The organism is Streptomyces sp. WM6378, assembly GCF_001279695.1.
In the GTDB taxonomy this organism is placed as follows: domain Bacteria; phylum Actinomycetota; class Actinomycetes; order Streptomycetales; family Streptomycetaceae; genus Streptomyces.
The window spans coordinates 1-22776 of sequence record NZ_LGDD01000013.1; the positions used below are offsets into that span (position 1 = coordinate 1).

The following is a 22776-nucleotide window of genomic DNA, read 5'->3' on the forward strand; positions in this document are numbered from 1 at the left end:
GTGCCGGGGGCACGGGTGGGGCTCGCGCACAACATCGGGCTGGGCGGGGCGGCGGTGGTGACGCTGCTACGCCGGTAGCCTTCCCCACCCCGCCCCTTCCCGAGACCCTCCGGGGGTGGGGGGCTGAGTGCGCGTGTCGTTCGGCTGCGGACCGTGCGGGGCTGGTCGCGCAGTTCCCCGCGCCCCTAGCAGCGCTGGCCCTGGCCAGCACCGGCATCTTTAGCCCGTCCGGCGTTTGAGGACGAGCGCCCTTAAGGCGCGATACGGGGTCTGGGGCGGAACCCCAGGGTCCTTCACCCCCGGAGGCCAGGCGGCGGAGCCGCAGGGTGTCACAGCGGGAAGGGGCGGGGTGGGGGAAAAGCGTGTAACGGGCACCCGGCCCATGCGACCATGACCCGCATGTCCCAAGCCCCCGCTGACACCCACATATCCGCCCCCACCCGAACCCCCCGCACCTGGCCGGTCGTTCTCGCCGCCTGTGCGGGCCAATTCCTCGTCGTGCTCGACGTGTCCGTCGTCAACGTGGCCCTTCCCTCCATGCGCACCGGCCTCGGCATGAGCGCCGGCGGGCTGCAGTGGGTGGTCAACGCGTACGCCATCGCCTTCGCCGGGTTCATGCTGCTGGGCGGTCGCGCGGGCGACCTGTACGGGCGCAAGCGGATGTTCCTCGTAGGGCTCGGGCTCTTCACCGCGGCCAGTCTCGGCGGGGGGCTCGCGCAGGAGGGCTGGCAGTTGTTGGTGGCCCGGGCCGCGCAGGGACTCGGGGCGGCCGTGCTCGCGCCCGCCACCCTCACCATCCTGACCGCCGCCGTCCCCGAGGGCGCCGCCCGCACCCGGGCCATAGGGACCTGGGCCGCCGTCGGCGCGGGCGGCGGTGCGGCGGGCGGGCTCGTCGGGGGCGTGCTCACCGACGCCCTGTCGTGGCGCTGGGTGCTCCTCATCAACGTGCCCGTCGGCGCCCTCGTGCTGCTCGGCGCCGCACTCTGGATCACCGAGTCCCGGGCCGGGCAGCGCCACCGGCTCGACCTGCCCGGCGCCGTCCTCGTCACGGCGGGCCTCGCCACCCTCTCGTACGGCATCGTCCAGACGGAACAGTCGGGGTGGGGTGCCGTCGAGACCCTCGCCCCGCTCATCGGCGGCGTGACGCTGCTGCTCGTCTTCCTCCTCGTCGAAGCCCGCACCGCCGCGCCCCTCATGCCGCTGCGCCTGTTCCGGCTGCGGGCCGTCTCCGCCGCCAACGCCGTGATGTTCGTGTGCGGCTCCGCGATGTTCTGCACCTGGTTCTTCATGACGCTGTACGCCCAGAACGTGCTCGGCTACACCCCGCTGGGCGCCGGGCTCGCGCTCATTCCCAGTTCGCTCAGCGTCGTCGTCGGCTCGAAGCTGGCGCCGCGCATCATGCCCCTGACCGGCGCGCGGAACCTGACCGTGCTGGGTGTCCTGGTGACCGCGGCCGGGTTCGGGTGGCAGTCCATGATGCGGGCGGACGATCCGTACTGGATGTCCATCCTCGTGCCCGGCATCCTGATGATGACCGGCGCCGGGCTCGCCACGACTCCCCTTGCCGCGCTGGCCACTTCGGGCGCCGCTCCCAGCGAGGCCGGGCTCGTGTCGGGGCTCATCAACACGTCCCGCACGATGGGCGGGGCGCTCGGGCTCGCCGTGCTGTCCACGGTGGCCGCGTCCAGGACAGGGATCGTCCAGAGCGCCGAATCCCTCACCGCCGGGTACGCGCTCGCCTTCCGCGTCGGCGGATTCGTACTGCTCGGCAGCGTCGTACTCGCCCTGGTGTGGCTGCCCCGGGCCGCGAGCCCCGTCAAGCGCTGAGGTCTACAGCCAGCCCTGCTGGCGAGCCGACCGCACCGCCTCCATGCGGTTGCGGGTGCCCGTCTTGCCGATCGCGGACGACAGGTAGTTGCGCACCGTCGACTCCGACAGGTGCAGCTTGCCCGCGATGTCGGAGACCGTCGCGCCGTCCACCGAGGCGTTCAGGACGTCGCGTTCGCGGGCGGTCAGCGGGCTCGGGCCCGCGCTGAGGGCGGCGGCCGCGAGCGCCGGGTCGATGACCGTCTCGCCGCGCAGCACCCGGCGGATCGCCTCCGCGAGGTCCTCGACCGGGCCGTCCTTCACGAGGAACCCGGCCGCGCCGGCCTCCATCGCGCGGCGCAGATAGCCGGGGCGGCCGAACGTGGTGAGGATCAGGACCCGGCAGTCCGGGACCTCCTCGCGCAGGGCGGCGGCCGCGTCCAGGCCGCTCATGCCCGGCAGTTCGATGTCGAGCAGGGCCACGTCGGGGCGCGAGACCAGCGCCTCGGGGACGATCTTGTCGCCCGCCGAGACCTGGGCGACGACCTCCATGTCCTCTTCGAGGCCGAGCAGCAGGGCGAGCGCGCCGCGCATCATTCCCTGGTCCTCGGCGAGCAGCACTCGTACGGATTTGGCGGGTCGGTGATCCTGGGGCATCTCGTCCACGGGGAAAGGGTATGCGCGGCCGGGCGTCAGCGGTGGCCGGGGGCGCTGGTCAGTTCGTCGTCCAGGGCCGCGTCCGCGGGGTCCACCGGGAGTTCGGCGCTCACCTGGAAGCCGGCGCGGGGCGCGGGGCCCGCGGTCAGCGAGCCGCCCGCCGCGGCGAGGCGCTCGGTCAGGCCCTTCAGGCCCGTGCCGCCGATCCGGGGCGTGGGGGCCGGCGCGGCCGGCGCGCCCTTGCCGTTGTCGGTGACCGTCAGGGTCACCCGCTCCGGCGTGCCCTCGACCACGATCTCGCAGCGGCTCGCGGCACTGTGGCGTACGACGTTGGTGACCGCCTCGCGGACCACCCAGCCGAGCAGCGCCTCGGCCTGCGCGGGCAGCGGCGGGCCCGACTGGCGTACCACCGGCTCCACTTCGGCCGCGCTCAGCGCCGAGCGGGCCCGGTCGAGCTCGGTGGCGAGGCTGCCCTCGCGGTATCCGGTGACGGCCTCGCGGATCTCGGTGAGGGCCTGGCGGCCGACCGACTCGATGTCGGCGACCTGGCCGAGCGCCGCGTCCAGGTCGCGCCGGGCGATCCGGCGGGCGGCCTCGGACTTCACCACGATGACCGAGAGGGTGTGGCCGAGCAGGTCGTGCAGGTCGCGCGAGAAGCGCAGGCGCTCCTTCTCCACCGCGGTACGAGCCAACTCCTGCCGGGTGTCGCGCAGTTCACGCACCGTCTCGGAGAGGGAGAGCAGGGCCGAGATCACCAGACCCGACAGGAACGTGCCGTACGCGATGGTCATGTTGTCCCAGGGGTCGCCCGTCTTGATCCCCGAGATCACCCCCACCGAACCCGCGAGCGTGATGATCACGAAGCCGAGCCGCCGGTCCCGCAGCGCCGCGCCCGAGGCCAGCGAGGCCAGCGGGAAGAACAGCAGCCAGACGCCGCCGTAGCCGATCCCCATGGCGTAGGTGACGGCGGCGAGCGCGCCGAGCAGGATCAGTGTCGCCCGCTCCTCGCGCCGCTGCTTGTCGAGCGCGCGGAAGGCGACCATCGCGTACAGGACGGCGAAGGCGACGATGGCGAGGCCGCCGAGCCAGGGGTGGGCCACCTTGCCCTTGGCCACCTCGACGACGGCGCCGGTGCCCATGAGCAGCCACGGCAGGAAGGTGTAGCCGTTGGCGGGCGGGCCGGGGAACTCGTCGGCCTTCTCGCCCCGTGGCGGCAGCTTCGGCAGCAGTGATGGCATCGTGTTCTCCCCGTACTGATGGTTCATGAGCTCACCCGGTCCCGGTGTCCAACGCTCACGCGGTCCGTGCGGACCGACGGTAGGAAACCACGGCGTACGAACCGAAGACCACCAGCCAGGCTGTTATCAGCGCGATGGTGGCGGCACCCGGGGCGTGGCCCTGCGAGGTGGCCCAGCCGAGCTCGGCGAAGCGGTGGGTCGGAGTGTACTCGGCGATGTGGCGCAGCCAGCCGGGGAAGGCCGAGACCGGGAACCACAGGCCGCCGAGGATCGCGAGCCCCATGAGGCAGGCCACGTTGACCACGCCGGTGGCCTGGGCCGAGAGCCGGTAGCCGTTGCCGAGGCCGAGCATCGTGAAGGGCAGCGCCCCGATCCACAGGAGCAGCGTGAGGACGCCCCACTGCCAGGCGTCCAGGCGCACGCCGTTGATCAGCGCCCCGGACAGGAACACGGCGAGGATGCCGGGCAGTACGGTCACCGAGCCGCTGATCGCCCGCCCGGTCACCACCCGGGTCGGCGCGAGCGGGGCGATCCGCATCTGCCGCAGCCAGCCGATCGACTTGTCCGAGGCGACCCCGGTCCCGACGCCCAGGGCCGAGCCGAGCGCTCCGTAGGCCGCCATGCCGATCATCGACTGGACCTTCCAGTCATCGCCGTTGCCGGCCCCGCCGATGTTGGTGAAGAGCAGATACATCAGCACCGGCATCCCGATACCGAAGATCACGAACGAGGCGTCACGGAGCGTGCGCCGCATCTCCAGCTTGATGTACTCGAACATCAGACGGTCTCGCTTTCGCGCGCGGTGAGGGAGAGGAAGGCGTCTTCGAGGCTGGCGGGGGCCACTTCGAGGCGGCGGACGGCGCCCATGGAGGCCAGGGCGACGACGGTGGCGTCCGAGTCGTCGGTGCGCAGCCGGGCCCGGTCGCCGTGGATCTCGACGGCGGCCACGCCGGGCAGCAGCGACAGGCCCTCGGTCGGCATGCCCGCGAGGTCGAAGGAGACGAGGCTGCCGCCGGCCGCCCGCTTGACGGTCTCGCCGGGCCCGTCGGCGACGATGCGGCCCTGGTCGATGACGACGATCCGGTCCGCGTTGTCGTCGGCCTCTTCGAGGTAGTGGGTGGAGAACATGACCGTGTTGCCGCGGTCGGCGTACGTGCGCATCGACTCCCAGAACGCGCGGCGCGCCTCGACGTCGAGGGCGGCCGTCGGCTCGTCGAGCAGCAGCAGTTCGGGGTTTCCGGCAAGGGCCATGGCGAACCGGACCCGCTGGGTCTGGCCGCCGGAGAGCTTGTCGACCCTGCGGTCACCGAATTCGGCGAGCCCCGCGAGGGCGAGCGCCTCGGCGACCGGCATCGGCTTCGGATACATGCTGCCGATGAAGAACACCAGCTCGCGCACGGTCACCCGGGGGATCGGGCTGCCCTCCTGGAGCATCGCCCCGACCAGGCCGGCCCGTACCGCCCGCTCCGGGGTCCGCCCGAAGATCCGCACCTCGCCCGCGTCGGGCTCGTTCAGGCCGAGCAGCAGGCTGATGGTGGTGGACTTGCCGGCCCCGTTGCGGCCGAGCAGCGCCACGGTCTCGCCGCGCCCGATGCTCAGCTCGGCCCCGTTCACGGCCCGGACCGCCCCGTAGGACTTGACCACCCCGCTGAAGCGGACCACGGTCGCGTCGCTGTGTGTCGTCGTCTGCGTCATGCCAGAGACGCTACGGAGCGGGAGGGTCCCGCCCCAGATGCGCTTGTACGGACCTGGGCAGGACAAATGTCATGGGGTACCCCCGCCGAAAGTGGCACGGGGCGGCCCCGCCAGCAGATCTGACGCAACGTCAGGAGCCTTCACAACTGCCGGGGCGTGCGCTATACCTAGGGGCCATCGGCCTAGAACGCGTTCTAGAACGAAGAACGGGTCCTCGGTCCGGTCCAGTACGACCTCGGTGCGGCCGACGGTGCGGACGGCCGCACCGAGGTCTTTTCCCGTGCCCGCACAACGCTCAAGGAGCAGCATCCACATGCCCATTGATGCCGCGAAGGCGGTCGCCGCCGAGCCCCGGTCCACCGAGATCACCTGGGACCACAAGGACGTACAGCTCTACCACCTCGGGCTCGGGGCGGGCACGCCCGCCACCGACCCGGACGAGCTGCGCTACACCCTGGAGTCCCGGCTGCACGTGCTGCCGTCCTTCGCGACCGTCGCGGGCGCCGGCATGGGCGTGGTCGGCGGGCTCTCCGCGCCCGGCGTCGACGTGGACCTCGCGGCGGTCCTGCACGGCGGGCAGACCATCACGCTGCACCGGCCGATCCCCGTACGGGGCAAGGCCACCTCGACCTCCAAGGTCGCCGCCGTCTACGACAAGGGCAAAGCCGCCATCCTGGTCCTGCGCACCGAGGCCGCCGACGCGGACGGCCCGCTGTGGACCAGCGACGCGCAGATCTTCGTGCGCGGCGAGGGCGGCTTCGGCGGGGACCGGGGCCCCTCCGCCCGCCTCCAGCAGCCCGACCGGGCCCCGGACCACACCGTCGAGCGCCCGGTCCGCGAGGAACAGGCGCTCCTCTACCGGCTTTCGGGGGACTGGAACCCGCTGCACGCCGACCCCGACTTCGCCAAGCTCGCTGGCTTCGACCGGCCGATCCTGCACGGACTCTGCACGTACGGCATGACGCTCAAGGCCGTCGTGGACACGCTGCTCGGCGGCGATGTGACCCGGGTGCGCTCGTACGCCACCCGCTTCACCGGGGTCGTCTTCCCGGGGGAGACCCTGCGCATCCGGATGTGGTCGGGGCCCGGCCGCGTCCAGGTGTCGGTGACGGCCGTCGAGCGGGACGACGCGCCGGTCCTGGCCGACACGGTCGTCGAACACAACTGAACTTTCTTTTCCGGTACTTGAGGGGACTTCGAGGGGAGCCGCACCATGCGCGCAGCCGTACTGCACGAGATAGGCCAGGACAAGCTCGACGTGCTCGACGACGTGGAGGCGACCGGCTTCGGCCCCGGGAAGGTCAAGCTCCGCGTCCGCGCCACCGGGCTCTGCCACTCCGACCTCTCGGCGATGAGCGGCGTGCTGCCGCAGCCCGCGCCGTTCGTGCCCGGCCACGAGGGGGCCGGGGAGGTCATCGACGTCGGCGACGGGGTGACCGGCCTCAAGCAGGGCGACCGGGTCCTGATGTGCTGGCTGCCCGCGTGCGGGGATTGCCCGTCCTGCAAGCGGGGCCAGACCCAGCTGTGCCTGGCCGGCTTCATGAACGCCGGGACCCCCAACTTCAAGCGGCCCGGCGGCGACGTGTTCGGCTTCGCCGGCACCGGCACCTTCGCCGAGGAGGTCGTCGTCGCGGCCGGCTGCGCGGTCCCGATCCCCGACGACGTGCCGTACGAGATCGCGGCCCTGATCGGCTGCGGCGTGACGACCGGCCTTGGCGCGGCCATCAACACCGCGAAGGTGGAGGCCGCGTCGTCCGTCGCCGTCATCGGCTGCGGCGGGGTCGGCATCTCCACCATCCAGGGCGCCCGGGTGCAGGGCGCGGCCCAGATCGTCGCCGTCGACCCGGTCGCGTCGCGGCGCGAGGCGGCGCTCAGGTTCGGCGCCACGGAGGCGGTCTCGCCCGAGGAGTTCGCCGACGCCAAGCAGCGCGTCACCGCGGGCGAGGGCTTCGACTACGTCTTCGAGGTGGTCGGCCGCTCGGCGACCGCTCGCACCGCATACGAGAACACCCGGCGCGGCGGCACCCTGTGCGTGGTCGGCGCGGGCGCCATGGACGACTTCTTCCAGGTCAACATGTTCGAGCTGTTCTTCGACGAGAAGCGCATCCTGCCGTCCATGTACGGCGGCGGCGACGTGCTCCGGTCCTACGAGCGGGCCATCGCGCTGTGGCGGGCGGGCCGGATCGACCTGGAGGGCCTGATCACCCACCGGGTGCAGCTCGCCGGGATCAACGACGCGCTCGACCAGATGCGCAGCGGAGAAGCCCTCCGTACGTGCATCGAGATCTGACCCACCCGACCGATCAACCGTCTGATCCACCCCACAGCGAGAGGATCCAACCGGCATGGCAGCACTGCCACTTGAAGGCCTGTCCGCGATCGTCACCGGGGCCGGGCGCGGGCTCGGCCGGGCCGAGGCGCTCGAACTCGCCCGGCTCGGCGCGGCCGTCGTCGTCAACGACTTCGGGCAGCCCGGGCGGGACGGCTCGGGCCAGGCGTCGAAGGGCCCGGCCGAGGAGGTCGCCGCCGAGATCCGGGCCGCGGGCGGGCAGGCGATCGCCCACACCGGGGACGTGGCCGACCACCAACAGGCCGGTGATCTCGTCCAGTTGGCGATCGACACGTACGGCAAGCTCGACATCCTGGTCAACAACGCGGGCATCCTGCGGGACCGGATGATCTTCTCGATGAGCGAGGCCGAGTGGGACTCGGTGATCCACGTGCACCTCAAGGGGCACTTCAACACCACCCACTTCGCGGCCGCGCACTGGCGCGAGCGGTCCAAGGCGGCGGGCGGCCCGGTCTACGGCCGCATCGTCAACACCTCCTCCGAGGCCTTCCTCGCCGGTTCCGCGGGCCAGCCCAACTACGCGGCGGCCAAGGGCGGCATCGTCGGCCTCACCACCTCGACCGCGCTCGCGCTCGGCAAGTACGGGGTCACGGCGAACGCGATCTGCCCGCGGGCCCGTACGCGCATGACGGAGGACGTGTTCGCCGGGTTCGCCGAGCCGGGGGAGGGGCAGCTCGACCCGCTGGCGCCCGAGCACGTCTCGCCGCTCGTCGGCTATCTGGCGTCGCCCGCCGCCGCCAAGGTCAACGGGCAGCTCCTGGTGGTGCACGGCGGCATGGTCGCCATCGTCGAACGCCCCAGGGTGGCCGCCAAGTTCGACACCGCGAAGGAGGCCTTCTCGTACGAGGAGCTCGACGAGCTGATCTCCCCCTACTACGAGGACAGGCCCCCGAACGAGACCTTCGCGGCGGCCGAGGTGCTCGGACTCAAGCGCGGCTGACGCGCGGCTGACATGAACGGGGAAAGGCGAGGCCCCCGGGGTTGAACCACCCCGGGGGCCTCGCCCGTTCGCCCGCTCAGGCGTTGCTGCCCGCGGTCTCCTCGCGCCGGTGGCGTCCGTGGGCCGGCGTCATCGAGTCCTCGGTGGAGGCCGCCCCGCCCCGGTGCCTGCCATTGCTGTCGGTCCCGCTCCCCGTCTCCTGCGGACGGGTGTCGGTCTGGTTGGACATGAGCTGTGGTCACCCCGTAGTCGTCTTCACTGTGCCTCGTACAGGGCGCCGATTCTAACGATCTCCCGACAGCGGCCGACGCCCGGTCAGCGGTGCCTGCCCGAGCGGTACGGGCTTGGCCGCGGCGGGCTTGGCGGGCGCCGGTGGCGGGGCGGGCGGGGCGGGTGCCGGGTCCGGTGGCGCGGGCAGGTCGAGCAGTGCGCACGGGGTCGCGTCCGTGGCGTACGGAAGCCGCAGGACCCCCTCCGGCGTCCAGAGCCCGGCGCCCGCCAACCACCCTTGTGGCGCTGCCAGTTGATGAAGGCGGCGGCCCGCCGGGCGCCAGATGCCGACCCAGGTGCCGCCCGCCGCGTCGATGCGCAGGGCCACCGCGCAGGACTCCGGCGTGAGGACCTGGCCCGGCTGTATGGCGAACGGCGTGACCGCCGCGTCCGCGAGGCGCAGGCATTCGGGAAAGCGCACCGGGAGGGCGGAGCCGAGCACGCCCCAGCCGAGCCGGTCGTGGCCCGGGGCGTCCGAGCGGATCAGGAGGAGCCCGCTGTCGGCGTCGGCGAGCAGCAGCCGGTCGTTGCTGTCCTCGGTGATCTGGAGCAGCTCGGTGACCTCGCCGCCGCGTTCCAGGTCGACGGCGACGGCCTTGGTGCGGCCGTCCAGTTCGCGGTCCAGGGAGAGCATCCGCCCTGTCCGGTCCAGCCACGCACCGCCCGAGCAGCGGCCCTTGATCCGCGCGACCAGCTCGGGGCCGAACGCGCCGCCCGCCACCAGCCACAGCGCCGTGCCGTCCGGGCCGGCCGCGAGCGCGTAGGCGCAGCTGCCGTCCGGGGACGGCGGGAGCAGCGTGAGCCCGCCCGCCCCGGCGTGGACCGCGCCCAGCGGCAGCTCGCCGGTCGCGGGTCCGGTGGGGTAGAGCAGTGCGAAGGCGTGCCGGTCGGCGATCCTGCGGTGGATGAGCACCCGGCCGTCCGCCATGGGCAGCACCCCGGCGTCGGGCTCCTCCGGCTGGTTGCCCGGCAGCGGCACCGCGTACGGCTCGGGGCCGTCGAGCGTCCAGCGCTCGGGGAACCAGGCCGCCCCCGCCCCCGCGTCGCGCACCAGCCTCGCGGCGTACGAACCGTTCGCGGTGATCGCGAATCCCGTACTCCTGACCGCGCCGCCCTCGGCAGCGGTCTCGATGGCCAAAGCCGTCATCAGATGGCTCACCTCCGGCCCCCGAAGCTAGTTTTCGCACTTCCTGCCGAACAACGCGAGACCACTCGCTTCACACCAAAGGGTGGCTGTCGGGCGATTCGCCTGTGGAGGGGGAGACGGATGTGCAGGAACGGTTTATGTAAGGTTAGGCGAACCTAAGCCACGCTGGCCGAATGCTTTCGGTCGGCGATCCCTCGCGCTGCACAGGAGCCTGTGATGTCCCTACGCCGCCGCGGCACCGCCGCCGTAGCCCTCGCCGTGGCCGCCGGACTCTCCCTCGCGGCCTGCTCGGGCGGCGACGGCGGGGACAAAGCCTCTGCGTCGGCCTCGGGCAAGGCGGACGCGGGCGGCAAGAAGTCCGTCGCGCAGGGCGGCAAGGACTTCGCGGCAGCCGCCGACAAGACGGCCAGGATGGGCACCGACGCGGCGCCCGGCCAGTTCCCGCGCACCGTCAACCACGCCATGGGCGCCACCCAGATCAAGGCCCGGCCCCAGCGCGTCGTCGTCCTGGACGTCGGCGAGTTCGACAACGTTGTTTCGCTCGGCGTCCAGCCGGTCGGCTACGCCCCCACCGAGGGCGACGAGGGCATCCCCAGCTACCTCAAGAAGGGCGCGGGCGACCCGGAGAACGTCGGCACGATCAACAGCCTCAACCTGGAGGCGATCGCCGCCCTGAAGCCGGACCTCATCCTGGGCAGCCAGCTGCGCGCCGCCGACAAGTACAAGGAACTCTCCAAGATCGCCCCGACGGTCTTCTCGATCCGCCCCGGCTTCCCGTGGAAGCAGAACTACCTGCTCAACGCCGCCGCGCTGGACAGGACCGCCGAGGCCAAGGCGAAGCTCGCCGCGTACGAGACGAAGGCCGAGCGGCTCGGGGCCGACCTCGGCGCCAGCAAGCCGACCGTCACGATGCTCCGCTACATGCCGGGCAAGGTGCGCCTGTACGCGAAGGCCTCCTTCATCGGCACGATCCTGGATGACGCGGGCATCCCCCGCCCCAAGAACCAGCAGGCCGTCGACCTGGCGACCGAGGTCGGCCCGGAGACCATCGACCGGGCCGACGCCGACTGGATCTTCACGGGCGTCTACGGCGACCCGAAGAAGTCCAAGCGGGACAGCGCCGAGTCGAACCCGCTGTGGAAGAACCTGAAGGCGGTCAAGGCCGGGCAGGCCAAGGACGTCAAGGACGAGACCTGGTACCTCGGCCTCGGCGTCACCGCCGCCGACTCCGTCCTGGACGACCTGCGCGGCTTCCTCGTCAAGAAGTAGCCCCGGCGGCCGACCGGCGATAGCCAGCACCCGCGGCCGACCTGCGGGGCGCGGAGCGCAGGTAACCTGTCTCCGTGCCCCGTCTGTCTGAAGTCATCGCCGCGCTCGACGCCCTCTGGCCGCCCGAGCGGGCCGAGGGGTGGGACGCCGTCGGCACCGTCTGCGGCGCCCCGGACGCCGAGGTGAGCCGGGTCCTGTTCGCCGTCGACCCCGTGCAGGACGTCGTCGACGAGGCCCTCAAGCTGGGCGCCGACCTGGTCGTCACCCACCACCCGCTCTATCTGCGCGGCACCACCACGGTCGCCGCCGGTCACTTCAAGGGCCGCGTGGTGCACACCCTGATCAAGCACGACATCGCCCTGCACGTCGCGCACACCAACGCCGACACCGCCGACCCGGGCGTGAGCGACGCCCTCGCGGGCGCGCTCGACCTGCGGGTCGTACGGCCCCTCGTGCCCGACGCGAGCGACCCGTCGGGCCGCCGCGGCCTCGGCCGCATCTGTGAGCTCGACCCCCCGATGACGCTCGGAGAGTTCGCCGCCCGCGCCGCCGCCCGGCTGCCCGCCACCTCGCAGGGCATCCGCGTCGCGGGCGACCTCGAAGCGACGGTGCGTACGGTCGCCGTCAGCGGCGGCTCCGGCGACAGCCTCTTCGACGCCGTACGCGCCTCGGGGGCCGACGCCTTCCTCACCGCGGACCTGCGCCACCACCCGGTCTCCGAGGCCACCCAGCACTCACCGCTGGGCCTGGTCGACGCCGCGCACTGGGCCACCGAGTGGCCCTGGTGCGAGCAGGCCGCCGCCCAGCTCGACGAGATTTCCGACCGCCACGGCTGGGACCTGCGGGTCCACGTCTCGAAGACGGTCACCGACCCGTGGTCCGCCCACCACACCTCCCCTTCTATTGATGGAGCCCCCAACTGAACGCCGCGCCCGCCGACCAGATCCGCCTCCTCGACGTACAGGCGCTGGATGTCCGCCTGTCGCAGCTCGCCCACAAGCGGAAGTCGCTGCCCGAGCACGCCGAGATCGAATCGCTGAACAAGGACCTCACGCAGCTGCGTGACCTCCTCGTCGCCTCGCAGACCGAGGAGAGCGACACCGCCCGCGAGCAGACCAAGGCCGAGCAGGACGTGGACCAGGTGCGCCAGCGCGCCGCCCGCGACCAGCAGCGCCTCGACTCGGGTGCCGTCTCCTCGCCGAAGGACCTGGAGAGCCTCCAGCGCGAGATCGCCTCGCTCGCCAAGCGCCAGGGCGACCTGGAGGACGTCGTCCTCGAAGTCATGGAGCGCCGCGAGTCCGCCCAGGAGCGCGCCGCCGAGCTGACCGAGCGGGTCTCCTCCGTGCAGGCCAAGACCGACGACGCGACCGCCCGTCGCGATGCCGCGCTCGCCGAGCTCGACACCGAGGCCGCCTCGGTGACCAAGGAGCGCGAGATCGTCGCCGGTTCCGTACCGGCCGACCTCCTCAAGCTTTACGACAAGCTCCGCGAGCAGCAGGGCGGCGTCGGCGCTGCCCGCCTCTACCAGCGCCGCTGCGAGGGCTGCCGCCTGGAGCTCAACATCACCGAGGTCAACGAGGTCAAGGCGGCCGCCCCCGACACGGTCCTGCGCTGCGAGAACTGCCGCCGCATCCTGGTGCGCACCTCGGAATCGGGTCTGTAAGTGCCTGACGCGGTACGGCAGTTCGTCGTCGAGGCCGACGGCGGCTCCCGGGGCAACCCGGGTCCCGCCGGCTACGGCGCGGTCGTCCTCGACCCGGCGACCGGCGAGACGCTCGCGGAGGCCGCCGAGTTCATCGGCGTCGCCACGAACAACGTCGCCGAGTACAAGGGGCTCATCGCGGGGCTGCGCGCCGCACGGGAGCTCGACCCGGCGGCGCGGGTGCGGGTCCGCATGGACTCCAAGCTCGTCGTCGAGCAGATGTCGGGCCGCTGGAAGATCAAGCACCCGGACATGAAGCCGCTCGCGGCCGAGGCCGGGCGCATCCTGCCGTCCTCGCAGGTGTCGTACGAGTGGATCCCGCGCGAGCGGAACAAGCACGCCGACCGGCTCGCCAACGAGGCGATGGACGCGGGCAAGCGGGGGCGCCAGTGGGAGCCGTCGGCCTCCACGGCCGACCTCTCCGCCTCCGCCGACGCGAGCGCGGCCCGGGTGGTCGGCGACGCGGCGGCGGGCGCGGCCAGGGCGCGGGCGGCGCTCGCGGGTGCGTCGGTTCCGGCGGGGGTTCCCGTCACCGCCGGGGGTTCTCCCTCAACTTCCGTACCGGACAAGCCCGTTGAGGCGGCGCCGACCGTCGGCTGGGGGGCGTCGGCCGATCTGGGCGCTCCGGCCACGTTCGTACTGCTCCGGCACGGTGAGACGGCGCTGACGCCCTCGAAGCGGTTCTCCGGGAGCGGCGGATCCGACCCCGAGCTGTCGGCCGTCGGGCGCGGCCAGGCCGAGCGGGTCGCCGCCGCGCTCGCCGAGCGCGGCACCATCCAGGCGATCGTGTCGTCCCCGCTGCGGCGGTGCCGCGAGACCGCGGCGGCCGTGGCGGCCCGGCTCGGACTCGACGTCCACATCGAAGAGGGCCTGCGCGAAACGGACTTCGGGGCGTGGGAGGGGCTGACCTTCGGGGAGGTCCGCGAGCGGTACCCGGACGACCTCGACGCCTGGCTCGGCTCCGCGAAGGCGGCCCCGACGGGCGGCGGCGAGAGCTTCGCCACGGTGTCCAGGCGCGTCTCGGCGGCCCGGGACCGGCTGATCGCCGCGTACCCCCGGCGCACGGTGCTCGCGGTGACCCATGTGACCCCGATCAAGACCCTGGTGAGGCTGGCCCTGGGGGCGCCGCCGGAGTCCCTGTTCCGGATGGAACTGTCGGCGGCCTCGCTGTCGGCGGTGGCGTACTACGCGGACGGCAATGCGTCGGTGCGGCTGCTGAACGACACGGGGCACCTGCGGTAGCGCTCCGCTGGGGGGTGCGGGTCATTTGGGTGCGGCTTGCTGGGGCTTTTTGCGCAGTTCCCCGCGCCCCTAGCAGGGTCGGTGCTGGCCCGCACCGGGGCATTTCAGCCCGTCCGGCGATTGAGGACGAGCGCCCTTAAGGCGCGAACGGGGTCTGGGGCGGAGCCCCAGGAAACCGGCTTCCCCCTTCCTCAGCCCCCGGCGGGTTTCGGGAAGAGGCGGGGTGGGGCATCCCGGGGTCTGGGGCGGAGCCCCAGCGCACCCGGCGACGTCAGCGGACTCGCAGTGCTGCCGCCTCGCGGGCCAGGGTCTCGACCCGGGGCCAGTCTCGGGCCGTCATCGCGTCCGGCGGAAGCATCCACGTGCCGCCGACGCAGCCCACGTTGGGCAGGGCCAGGTAGTCGGGGGCCGAGGCCAGGGAGATGCCGCCGGTCGGGCAGAAGCGGGCGCGGGGGAGCGGGGCCGCGAGGGACTTGAGGTAGGCCGTGCCGCCCGCCGCCTCGGCCGGGAAGAACTTCATCTCCGTCACGCCCTGTTCGAGCAGCGCCACGACCTCCGACGCCGTCGCGACCCCGGGCAGGAACGGCAGGCCGGACGCCTTCATCGCGTCCAGGAGGTCACGGGTCCAGCCCGGGCTCACCAGGAAGCGGGCCCCGGCGTCCACCGCGTCGCGGACGCCGCCCGGCGATATCACGGTGCCCGCCCCGACCACCGCGTCCGGCACCTCGGCCGAGATCGCCCGGATCGCGTCCAGGGCGGCCGGCGTGCGCAGGGTCACCTCGATCGCCGGGAGCCCGCCCGCCACCAGCGCCCGCGCGAGCGGCACCGCGTCGCCGGCGTCGTCGATCACCACGACGGGGACGACGGGGGCGAGATCCAGGACGGAGGCAGCGGCGGGGGAGGACATGGCGGAGGACGTCATGCGCCCATCCTGCCGGGGGCGTGTGGACTGTGCAACGCCCGTTGCGGATGCTGCAACGGGCGCGGCTGTGGGCTAGTGAATCTGCGTCACGACCACGTCCAGGGCCCAGGCGCGGCCCGCCTTGGCGGGGGCCTCGCCCTCGACCACGTAACCGAGGTCGCGCAGTGCCGTCACGAGCTCGGCGGGGTCGGCGGGGTCGGCCCCGGCAGTGAGGAGGTCGCGGACGAGCCGGCCCTTCGTCGCCTTGTTGAAGTGGCTGACGACCGAGCGCTTCTCCACGCCGTCGACCATCTGGGAGTGCAGCACCCGCACGGTGGCCGTGCGGCCCGCGACGGCGCCCTTCGGCTTCCAGGCGGCGGCGTACGCGGAGGAGCGCAGGTCCAGGACCAGGCCCTCGCCCGCTGCCTCGGTCATGACCGGGTCCATCACGGTCCGCCAGTACGCCCCGAGCGCCCCCAGACCCGGCAGCTTCACGCCCATCGAGCAGCGGTAGGAGGGAATCCGGTCACCGGTGTGGACCGCGCCCCACAGCCCCGAGAAGACGAGCAGCGCCTTGCCGGCGCGGCGCTTGGCGGCGGCGTCGAGGGTGGCGAGGCCGAGGGCGTCGTACAGGACGCCGGTGTAGATCTCCCCGGCCGGGCGGGTGCCCGCGGTGCGCAGCTCGACGTTCTTGGCGACCTCGCCGCGCAGGCCCTCGCTGAGCCCGAGCACCTCGCGCGCCTTGCCCTCGTCACCGACGCACAGCTCGACGAGCTCGTCGAGGACCGCCGCGCGGGCCCGGGCCAGCCCCGGCAGGGACAGCGACTCCGCCTTCAGGGGCACCCCGCGCCCCGAAGCGGCCTTTCCTTCGGAGGGCGGCAACAGCACCAGCACGGCGATTCTCCTTCTTGTACGTACGGGGAGGGGGTGCGGCCCCTCGCGCCAGGGTACGGGGTGGCCGGGTACCGCCCGGCCCGGCTGTTTCCTGCCCGGAGCGGCCCGGCAGGGCAAAACGTGCCTCACCCCCCGCCCGCCCCTACGCTCAAGACATGCCCCGCCGCCGCCTCCACGTGACCGGCGCAGCAGAGGCCCCGCTGCGTGCCGCGCTCACCGCACTGCGTACGACGCTCGACGTCCCCGCGGACTTTCCCGCCGACGTCGTCGCCGAGGCGGAACGCGCCGCACGCGACCCGCGGCTGCCCTCCCACGACGCGACCGGCATCGAGTTCTTCACCATCGACCCGCCCACCTCCACCGACCTCGACCAGGCCATGCACCTGGAGCGCAGGCCGGGTGGCGGGTACCGGGTGCACTACGCGATCGCCGACGTCGCCGCGTTCGTCACCCCGGGCGGCGCCCTGGACGCCGAGGCGCACCGCCGGGTGACCACCCTCTACTTCCCGGACGAGAAGACCCCGCTGCACCCCGTCCTCCTCTCCGAGGGCGCCGCGAGCCTGCTCCCCGACCAGACCCGCCCGGCCCTGCTCTGGCAGATCGACCTGGACGCGGACGGCGCGACCACCGCCACCGACGTGCGCCGCGCGCTGGTCCGCAGCCGCGCCAAACTCGACTACGAGGGCGTTCAGAAACAGCTCGACACCGGCACCGCCCCCGCCTCCCTCGCCCTGCTCCGCGACATCGGCACCCTGCGCGAGCAGCAGGAAGTCGCCCGCGGCGGCATCTCGCTCAACGTCCCCGAGCAGGAGATCGTCGAGCACGACCACCGCTACGACCTCACCTACCGCGCCCCGCTGCCCGCCGACGGCTGGAACGCCCAGATCTCCCTGCTCACCGGCATCGCGGGCGCCCAGCTCATGCTGGCGTACGGCACAGGAATCCTGCGCACCCTGCCCAGCGCCCCGGACGGCGCGGTCGCGCGGCTGCGCCGCTCGGCGGCGGCGCTGCACATCGACTGGCCGCACCACGTCCCGTACGCCGCCGTCGTCCGCTCCCTCGACCCGCGCGAGCCGAACCACGCCGCCTTCCTCCAGGAGTGCACGACGCTGCTGCGCGGCGCCGGGTACACGGCGTTCACCGGCCACGCCGTGCCCGAGCTCGCCATCCACGCCGCGGTGGCCGCCCCGTACACCCACTGCACGGCCCCGCTGCGCCGCCTCGTCGACCGGTACGCCGGTGAGCTCTGCCTCGCCGCGGTGGCGGGCCAGGACCCGCCCGACTGGGTGACCGCCGCGCTCGAAGAGCTCCCCAAGGAGATGGCGCAGGGCACGAGCCGGGCCAACACCGTGGAACGCGAGTGCGTGGACATCGTCGAGGCGGCGCTGCTCAAGGACCGGGTGGGCGAGGTGTTCGATGCGACGGTCGTCGACGTGAAGGAACAGCAACCGGCCGTCGGCACCGTCCACTTGGCCGACCCGGCGGTGGTGGCCCGCATCGAGGGCGGCGACGAGCCGCTCCCGCTGGGCGAGCGCCTGAGGGTCCGCCTGACCCAGGCCGACCCCGGCAGCGCCAAGGTACTGTTCGCCCCCGCGTGAGGGCCGACAGTCCCTAAGCGACCGCCGCCGTCAGCGCTTTCGCCAGCTCGCCCGACTCGTCCGCGTGGAACCGTACGACCGTCACCTCGCGCCGCTTTCCCAGGAGTTGTACGTGGGTGATCGGCTCGGTCAGCTCCACCGTCAGGGAGGTCTGCGAGCCGACGGACAGTTCCAGGACGTCGTCCGGCACCGTGCCGCCCGCGCCCTGGAACTTCAACTCCCTTCGGATACGGGCTATTTGGGCCAGCGGGATGACCAGGTCCGCCCGGGCTCCCGCGCGCACGCGCAGGGCGTCCGGGGTCAGGACGTGCGGCCGGGTCACGGCCGCGACCTGTATGCCGAGGACCTGGACGACCGTGTACACGTCCAGGAACAGGAGGACCGCGTGCACGGCCGGCCAGTCGCGGACCATGAACGACACCCCGATCGTTTCGACGACGCACACGAAGGCCAGCCCGTACACCGTCGCCGCCTGCGGGCTCGCGTACCCGAACGCCCGGTCACCCGGCCCCACTTGATGCCGTCGCCGGACGATCCACAGGCCGAAGCTCCTCAGGACCCGCGCCTCGTGCGCGGCCAGTCGGCGGACCGAGTCCGGGAGGAAGTCGCGTGTCATTCCGCCGCCCCGCCCTTCTCCGCCTTCTCCGATTCCTTCGATTCCTTCGTTTTCTTCGAAACCAGCAGCATCGCTCGACGTACCGCCTCCGCCTGTGCGGGGGCGAAGTCGGCGAGGAAGGCCTTGAGGAAGGTCTGGTCGGCCGGGGCCGTGGTCGCCGAGATCTCCGTCGTCAGCTCGGGCGGGAGGCAGTCGGCGAGCGCCCGCGCCGCCGCGTCCACCCGGGGGTCCGCGAGGTCCACGTCCGCCAGTGCGTCGAGCAGCGCGTACACCTCGTGTGCACGCTCGGCGGCGCCCGGCGCGGCGGCCGTGGACCGCACGGCGGCCATCAGCCGGTCCCGCTCCTCGGGGGCCGTGGCGGTCTCCATGAGGGCGAGCAGCTCGCGGTCCTTGGCGGCCATCGGTGATGTGGTCTCACGGGTGCCCAACTCCGCGAAGAAATCGGCCAGTTCGGGGGAGAGCTCGTCCTCGGTCGTCAGGCGCCCCTGTCTCGCGCGGGCGAGCAGCATGGAGAGGCGGGCCCGACGGTCCCGGATCTCCGCCTCCTGGCGGGCCAGGTCCGCGTCCAACTCGCCCAGTACGTCGACCAGTTCGTGCCCCGCGTCGTCGGCGATCACGTCCCGCACCTCGTCGAGGCCGAGGCCGAGCTCGGTCAGCCGCCGGATGCGGGCGAGCGCGACGGCGTCCCGCACCGAGTACTGCCGGTAGCCGTTGGCAAGCCGGGCCGGTTCCGGCAGCAGGCCGAGGTGGTGGTAATGCCTGACCGCCCGCGTGGTCACCCCTACCAGCGCGGCGATCTCCGAGATCCGCATGGCTCCAGTAGAAACGTTGACGCTGCGGCAGGGTCAAGCCGGACTGTCCTCGATCACTTGGCGCGGGGGCGGCGGCCGCTCCGTCGCTCCGCGCCGGGTAGCATGGTCGGCACGGCAGACGAGCCGGGCGGGCGGCCGCGTGGAGATCCTCTGGATCTTCCCGAGGAACGTCCGGGCTCCACAAGGCAGGGTGGTGGCTAACGGCCACCCGGGGTGACCCGCGGGACAGTGCCACAGAGAACAGACCGCCGGGACCGCGCTCCTTTAAAGAGGGCGGTCCCTGGTAAGGGTGAAACGGTGGTGTAAGAGACCACCAGCGCCTGAGGTGACTCAGGCGGCTAGGTAAACCCCACCCGGAGCAAGGTCAAGAGGGGCCGCCGTAAAACGCGGCTCTGCGCGGACGATCGAGGGCAGCCTGCCCGAGTCCGCGGGTAGACCGCACGAGGCCGGCGGCAACGCCGGTCCTAGATGGATGGCCGTCGCCCCGACGACCGCGAGGTCCCGGGGTACAGAACCCGGCGTACAGCCCGACTCGTCTGCCCCACCTCTCCCGCCGGGTTTGGACCGGGGCAGCTCCCGCCCGCCGTGACTCGCGCCTTCCGCCTCTCCCGCTGGGCCTGGAATGGCGGCTTTCCCTGCCCGCCGGTGCCTCGCGCCTTCCGCTTGCCGGTGGCCGGGCGCGCGCCTTCCTCTGCCAGCCGGGGCGCAGGCCTTCCGCCCGGCAACCGCCCGGCACCGCACCCCTCCCGCCTGCCCCCATCACCCCACGTAACCCCTCGCTCATCCTCCGTGTGGCGGAACGCCCATCGCCGTCGTAGCGTGATCTGCGGTACCGACCGGAAGCCCGCGCGCCGTTCGAGGCGGCGGGGGTGCCGCAGAGTTCGACTCGGGGACACGAGGAGAGACGCCGTGCCTTCCTTCCACTTTCCCGTGATGCTGGCGCTCGCGGCGAGCGCCTTCTTCCTCTGCCGCAAAGGCGGCACCAAGATCTCCCACGCGCTCATCTGCGCCGGGTTCGGGTTCTGTCTCGCTGATACGGCGGTCGCCCCCTCGCTGCACAACGCGCTCAACTCCGTCACCGGCATGCTCGGACAGCTTGGCTGAGCGCGCCGGCCCCGACCACCGTCCCGCGCGGTGGCTCCTCCTGGCCGGCTGCCTCGTCGCCGTGCTGACGGGCTGCGCGGACATGGAGGGGCTGCACCGCGACGGGGCGGCGGCGAGCGTGGCTCCGCCGGAACCGCTGTGGCCGCAGGCGCGGCCCTCCCCGGCCGGCCCCGAGCAGCAGCGCGGCCGGCCCTTCGCCGTGCCCGGCGTGCCGAAGGTGACCTCCGGCGACATGCGGGACGCCGACCCGCTCGCCGTCGTCAAGGCCGACCTCACCGCCACCGAACGCGAGGACCAGGGCACCGGCCGACTCGTGGACCGCCGGGCCGCCGAGCGCGTCGCGGGCTGCGTGCGGGCCGCCGACTGCGGGGTGCGCGAGCCGGTGCTGCGGGACCTGACCGGCGACGGGCGGGCGGAGCTGATCACCGCCGTCGACATCGACGGGCGGGCGAGCGAGATGCGGGTCTACCACGTGGTGGACGGCGTCGTCACCCGCGTCTTCTCGCGGCGCGCGGTCCTCGAAGGCGTCGAGCTCGCCGCCGGGCACCTCGCCATCCGCGAACCCACCTCCAACGACAGGTTCGTGTACGTCTCGCACTACGGCTGGGACGGCCGGATGATGGCCCTCATCGAGCTCAAGCTCGACACCTGCCGCGCCCTCAAGCAGGCCTCCGGCCTCCCCTGCGTCACGCACTCGCCCACACCCGGCGGCCCCTCGTGACGGCCTGGCAGGAGCGGCTGCGGCCGGGCTGGACGTACGGCCTGCGCTGGAAGATCGTGCTCACCGTGGCCGGGGTGGCCTGCGCGGTCGCCGCGATCCTCGGCGTGCTCGTGCACAACGTGCTGACCCGGCAGCGGGTGGACGAGGTCCGCAAGGAGGCGCGGGGGAGCCTGGACGCCGCGCTCAAGGAGTACGCGTACGGCACCGAGACCACCGACGGGCACGGCGCCATCCTCGACCCGGTCGAACTCCCGGGCGCGCTAAGGCAGTTGGCGATAGGCGGCGGACGCGGGCTGATGGTCGGCGAGCAGGACGGCAAGGCGGTCATGTGGGCGGCGGCCCCGGCCGGCGGGCACGTCCTCGCGGTGTCCATCCCGTACGCGAGCACCCGCGACCACCTGCGCCAGATGGACACCGCGATCCTCGGCTCCGCGCTGCTCGCGGCGGGCAGCGTCACACTGGCCGGGACCTATTTCGCCGGGCGGATCAGCCGGCGGCTGCGCCACACGGCCACCGTCGCGCGCCGGATCACCGAGGGCGACCTCGATGTGCGCACCGGCATCCCGCCCGGGGGCAAGGCCGCCGAACGCGACGCGGTGACGGCGGTCGCCGTCGCCCTGGACTCGATGGCCGCGTCGTTGCAGCGCCGCCTGGAGTCGGAGAAGCGCTTCACCGCCGACGTCGCCCACGAGCTGCGCACCCCGCTCACCGGGATGCTGGCCGCCGCCGGGCTGCTGCCCGAGGGCCGCCCCAAGGAGATGATCAACGACCGGCTCAAGGCGCTGCACACCCTCACCGAGGACCTCCTGGAGATCTCCCGGCTCGACGCGGGCGCCGAGCAACCCGAGCTGGCCGAGCACGAGTTGGGCCCGTTGGTCGAACGCGCTGCCCGCGCCACGGCGCTGGACTGCGACGTCCACGTCGTACGCGATGCGACCGTACGCACCGACCGGCGCCGGCTCGACCGGATCATCGCCAACCTCGTCGTCAACGCCCACCGGCACGGGGCGCCGCCGGTGACCCTCACGGTGAACGGCCCGGTCGTCGAGATCCGCGACCACGGCCCCGGCTACCCCGCGGAGCTGATCGACCGAGGCCCCCAGCGCTTCCGCACCGGCGACCCCGGCCGGGGAAGGGGCCACGGCCTCGGCCTCACGATCGCAGCCGGCCAGGCGGAGGTCCTCGGCATCACTCTGACCTTCTCCAACGCAGCGACGGGCGGGGCGGTGACCACCCTGCGCCTGCCGGCGGCGTAGGCAGTGCTGGGTCCCCTGCAGGGGCGCGGGGCTGTGACAGGGTGCGGCTCCGCCGCGATGGGGGTCCCCCCTGTTCGAGCGAAGCCGAGAACTTGGGGGAGCGCCCAGCCCCCACCGGCCCGCGGATGAACACCCGCCCACGGTGCCATCCGGCGGCGCACCGATGGCGCACCGGGGCGAGGTGGGGTGTCCTGGGGGATGAATCGTTCCGTACCGACCGGGAGAGAAGACCGTGACCATCGCCCTCGACAAGCTGACCGAACCGGCCGTCCGCGCCTTCGTCGGCGCGCTCAACTCCGGTGACCGCCAGGCCTTCGCCGCCGCCCTGACGCCCGGGGCCACCATGTCCGACGACGGTGCGGACCGCGACATCGCCGACTGGACCGAGCGCGAGGTCTTCTCCTCCGGCGGTCACATGGACATCGAGAACCAGACGCACGACGGGCTCGGCCTGGTCGCCAACTACCGCAACGACACCTGGGGCGAGATGCGCACCGCCTGGCGCTTCACCGTCGACGGCGGCAAGGTCAGCCGCTTCGAGACCGGGCAGGCCTGAGC

23 protein-coding genes and 1 other RNA gene are annotated in these 22776 nt (G+C 72.9%); 14 read left to right on the plus strand and 10 right to left on the minus strand.

The features are described from left to right. Positions 1-390: 390 nt before the first annotated feature. Positions 391-1827: an MFS transporter gene (locus ADK54_RS02885; protein ID WP_078966088.1), complete on the plus strand. Its 1437-nt coding sequence runs from the start codon at positions 391-393 to the stop codon at positions 1825-1827. 3 nt (positions 1828-1830) lie between these two features. Here the strand turns inward: ADK54_RS02885 and ADK54_RS02890 are convergent, their stop codons facing one another. The 4 genes from ADK54_RS02890 to ADK54_RS02905 are packed head-to-tail and all read right to left on the minus strand — an operon-like array spanning position 1831 to position 5396. Then, complete coding sequence (locus tag ADK54_RS02890) at positions 1831-2463, minus strand: response regulator transcription factor (protein WP_053723989.1); 633 nt, start codon at positions 2461-2463, stop codon at positions 1831-1833. 35 nt (positions 2464-2498) lie between these two features. Beyond that, a complete protein-coding gene (locus tag ADK54_RS02895) occupies positions 2499-3701 on the minus strand; it encodes a sensor histidine kinase (RefSeq protein ID WP_078966096.1) in 1203 nt (400 codons plus the stop codon). A 55-nt stretch (positions 3702-3756) separates the two neighbouring features. Further along, complete coding sequence (locus ADK54_RS02900) at positions 3757-4479, minus strand: ABC transporter permease (protein WP_053723894.1); 723 nt, start codon at positions 4477-4479, stop codon at positions 3757-3759. Next, a complete protein-coding gene (locus ADK54_RS02905) occupies positions 4479-5396 on the minus strand; it encodes an ABC transporter ATP-binding protein (protein WP_053723895.1) in 918 nt (305 codons plus the stop codon). The genes ADK54_RS02900 and ADK54_RS02905 overlap by 1 nt, the downstream gene beginning before the upstream one ends. Before the next feature lie 313 nt (positions 5397-5709). On the opposite strand from ADK54_RS02905, the gene ADK54_RS02910 reads away from it, so the two are divergent. From ADK54_RS02910 to ADK54_RS02920, 3 genes are read left to right on the plus strand one after another with little or no spacing between them, the layout of a single operon-like run. After that, positions 5710-6564, plus strand: coding sequence for a MaoC/PaaZ C-terminal domain-containing protein (locus ADK54_RS02910; RefSeq protein WP_053723896.1), 855 nt, complete (start codon positions 5710-5712; stop codon positions 6562-6564). 45 nt (positions 6565-6609) lie between these two features. Continuing rightward, the gene (locus ADK54_RS02915) at positions 6610-7686 is read left to right on the plus strand and encodes a Zn-dependent alcohol dehydrogenase (RefSeq protein WP_053723897.1); all 1077 of its coding nucleotides are present in this window, start codon (positions 6610-6612) and stop codon (positions 7684-7686) included. Positions 7687-7741: 55 nt separating this feature from the next. Beyond that, positions 7742-8686: a 3-oxoacyl-ACP reductase gene (locus ADK54_RS02920; protein WP_053723898.1), complete on the plus strand. Its 945-nt coding sequence runs from the start codon at positions 7742-7744 to the stop codon at positions 8684-8686. A 76-nt stretch (positions 8687-8762) separates the two neighbouring features. Here the strand turns inward: ADK54_RS02920 and ADK54_RS46610 are convergent, their stop codons facing one another. After that, positions 8763-8915, minus strand: a complete 153-nt coding sequence (locus ADK54_RS46610; RefSeq protein WP_199826849.1) for a hypothetical protein — start codon at positions 8913-8915, stop codon at positions 8763-8765. 54 nt (positions 8916-8969) lie between these two features. Further along, complete coding sequence (locus tag ADK54_RS02925; RefSeq protein ID WP_053723990.1) at positions 8970-10103, minus strand: hypothetical protein; 1134 nt, start codon at positions 10101-10103, stop codon at positions 8970-8972. A 216-nt stretch (positions 10104-10319) separates the two neighbouring features. Here ADK54_RS02925 and ADK54_RS02930 point away from each other — a divergent pair, with 216 nt between their 5' ends. From ADK54_RS02930 to ADK54_RS02945, 4 genes are all read left to right on the plus strand, one after another. After that, entirely contained in the window at positions 10320-11372 is a 1053-nt protein-coding gene (locus ADK54_RS02930; protein ID WP_053723899.1) for an ABC transporter substrate-binding protein, read from the plus strand. Positions 11373-11446: 74 nt separating this feature from the next. Next, a complete protein-coding gene (locus ADK54_RS02935) occupies positions 11447-12295 on the plus strand; it encodes a Nif3-like dinuclear metal center hexameric protein (RefSeq protein ID WP_053723900.1) in 849 nt (282 codons plus the stop codon). Continuing rightward, the gene (locus tag ADK54_RS02940) at positions 12292-13035 is read left to right on the plus strand and encodes a zinc ribbon domain-containing protein (RefSeq protein WP_053723901.1); all 744 of its coding nucleotides are present in this window, start codon (positions 12292-12294) and stop codon (positions 13033-13035) included. The genes ADK54_RS02935 and ADK54_RS02940 overlap by 4 nt, the downstream gene beginning before the upstream one ends. After that, positions 13036-14316 carry a bifunctional RNase H/acid phosphatase gene (locus ADK54_RS02945; RefSeq protein WP_053723902.1) on the plus strand — a complete coding sequence of 427 codons (1281 nt, stop codon included), beginning with the start codon at positions 13036-13038 and terminating at the stop codon, positions 14314-14316. Positions 14317-14587: 271 nt separating this feature from the next. Here ADK54_RS02945 and eda read toward each other — a convergent pair whose 3' ends face one another. Both eda and yaaA read right to left on the minus strand, forming a co-directional pair. Continuing rightward, entirely contained in the window at positions 14588-15238 is a 651-nt protein-coding gene (gene eda / locus ADK54_RS02950) for a bifunctional 4-hydroxy-2-oxoglutarate aldolase/2-dehydro-3-deoxy-phosphogluconate aldolase (protein WP_053723903.1), read from the minus strand. 72 nt (positions 15239-15310) lie between these two features. Continuing rightward, complete coding sequence (yaaA, locus tag ADK54_RS02955) at positions 15311-16111, minus strand: peroxide stress protein YaaA (RefSeq protein WP_053723904.1); 801 nt, start codon at positions 16109-16111, stop codon at positions 15311-15313. Between the two features lie 155 nt (positions 16112-16266). Here yaaA and ADK54_RS02960 point away from each other — a divergent pair, with 155 nt between their 5' ends. Further along, a complete protein-coding gene (locus ADK54_RS02960; RefSeq protein ID WP_053723905.1) occupies positions 16267-17709 on the plus strand; it encodes an RNB domain-containing ribonuclease in 1443 nt (480 codons plus the stop codon). 13 nt (positions 17710-17722) lie between these two features. Here ADK54_RS02960 and ADK54_RS02965 read toward each other — a convergent pair whose 3' ends face one another. Both ADK54_RS02965 and ADK54_RS02970 read right to left on the minus strand, forming a co-directional pair. Beyond that, positions 17723-18325, minus strand: a complete 603-nt coding sequence (locus ADK54_RS02965) for a hypothetical protein (protein ID WP_053723906.1) — start codon at positions 18323-18325, stop codon at positions 17723-17725. Then, entirely contained in the window at positions 18322-19137 is an 816-nt protein-coding gene (locus tag ADK54_RS02970; protein ID WP_053723907.1) for a MerR family transcriptional regulator, read from the minus strand. The genes ADK54_RS02965 and ADK54_RS02970 overlap by 4 nt, the downstream gene beginning before the upstream one ends. Before the next feature lie 119 nt (positions 19138-19256). Between ADK54_RS02970 and rnpB the strand changes: the two genes are divergently transcribed. The 5 genes from rnpB (at position 19257) to ADK54_RS02985 (ending at position 22774) form a co-directional block, all read left to right on the plus strand. Further along, positions 19257-19676, plus strand: an RNA gene (gene rnpB, locus ADK54_RS03440) — RNase P RNA component class A. Between the two features lie 370 nt (positions 19677-20046). Then, the gene (locus ADK54_RS45580; RefSeq protein WP_159047604.1) at positions 20047-20241 is read left to right on the plus strand and encodes a hypothetical protein; all 195 of its coding nucleotides are present in this window, start codon (positions 20047-20049) and stop codon (positions 20239-20241) included. Beyond that, positions 20234-20962 (plus strand): hypothetical protein, encoded by a 729-nt coding sequence (locus ADK54_RS02975; protein WP_063801889.1) that lies wholly within the window; start codon positions 20234-20236, stop codon positions 20960-20962. The genes ADK54_RS45580 and ADK54_RS02975 overlap by 8 nt, the downstream gene beginning before the upstream one ends. After that, the gene (locus tag ADK54_RS02980) at positions 20959-22218 is read left to right on the plus strand and encodes a sensor histidine kinase (protein WP_234391901.1); all 1260 of its coding nucleotides are present in this window, start codon (positions 20959-20961) and stop codon (positions 22216-22218) included. The genes ADK54_RS02975 and ADK54_RS02980 overlap by 4 nt, the downstream gene beginning before the upstream one ends. A gap of 232 nt (positions 22219-22450) precedes the next feature. Further along, positions 22451-22774: a nuclear transport factor 2 family protein gene (locus ADK54_RS02985; protein WP_053723908.1), complete on the plus strand. Its 324-nt coding sequence runs from the start codon at positions 22451-22453 to the stop codon at positions 22772-22774. The last annotated feature ends 2 nt before the right edge of the window (positions 22775-22776 follow it).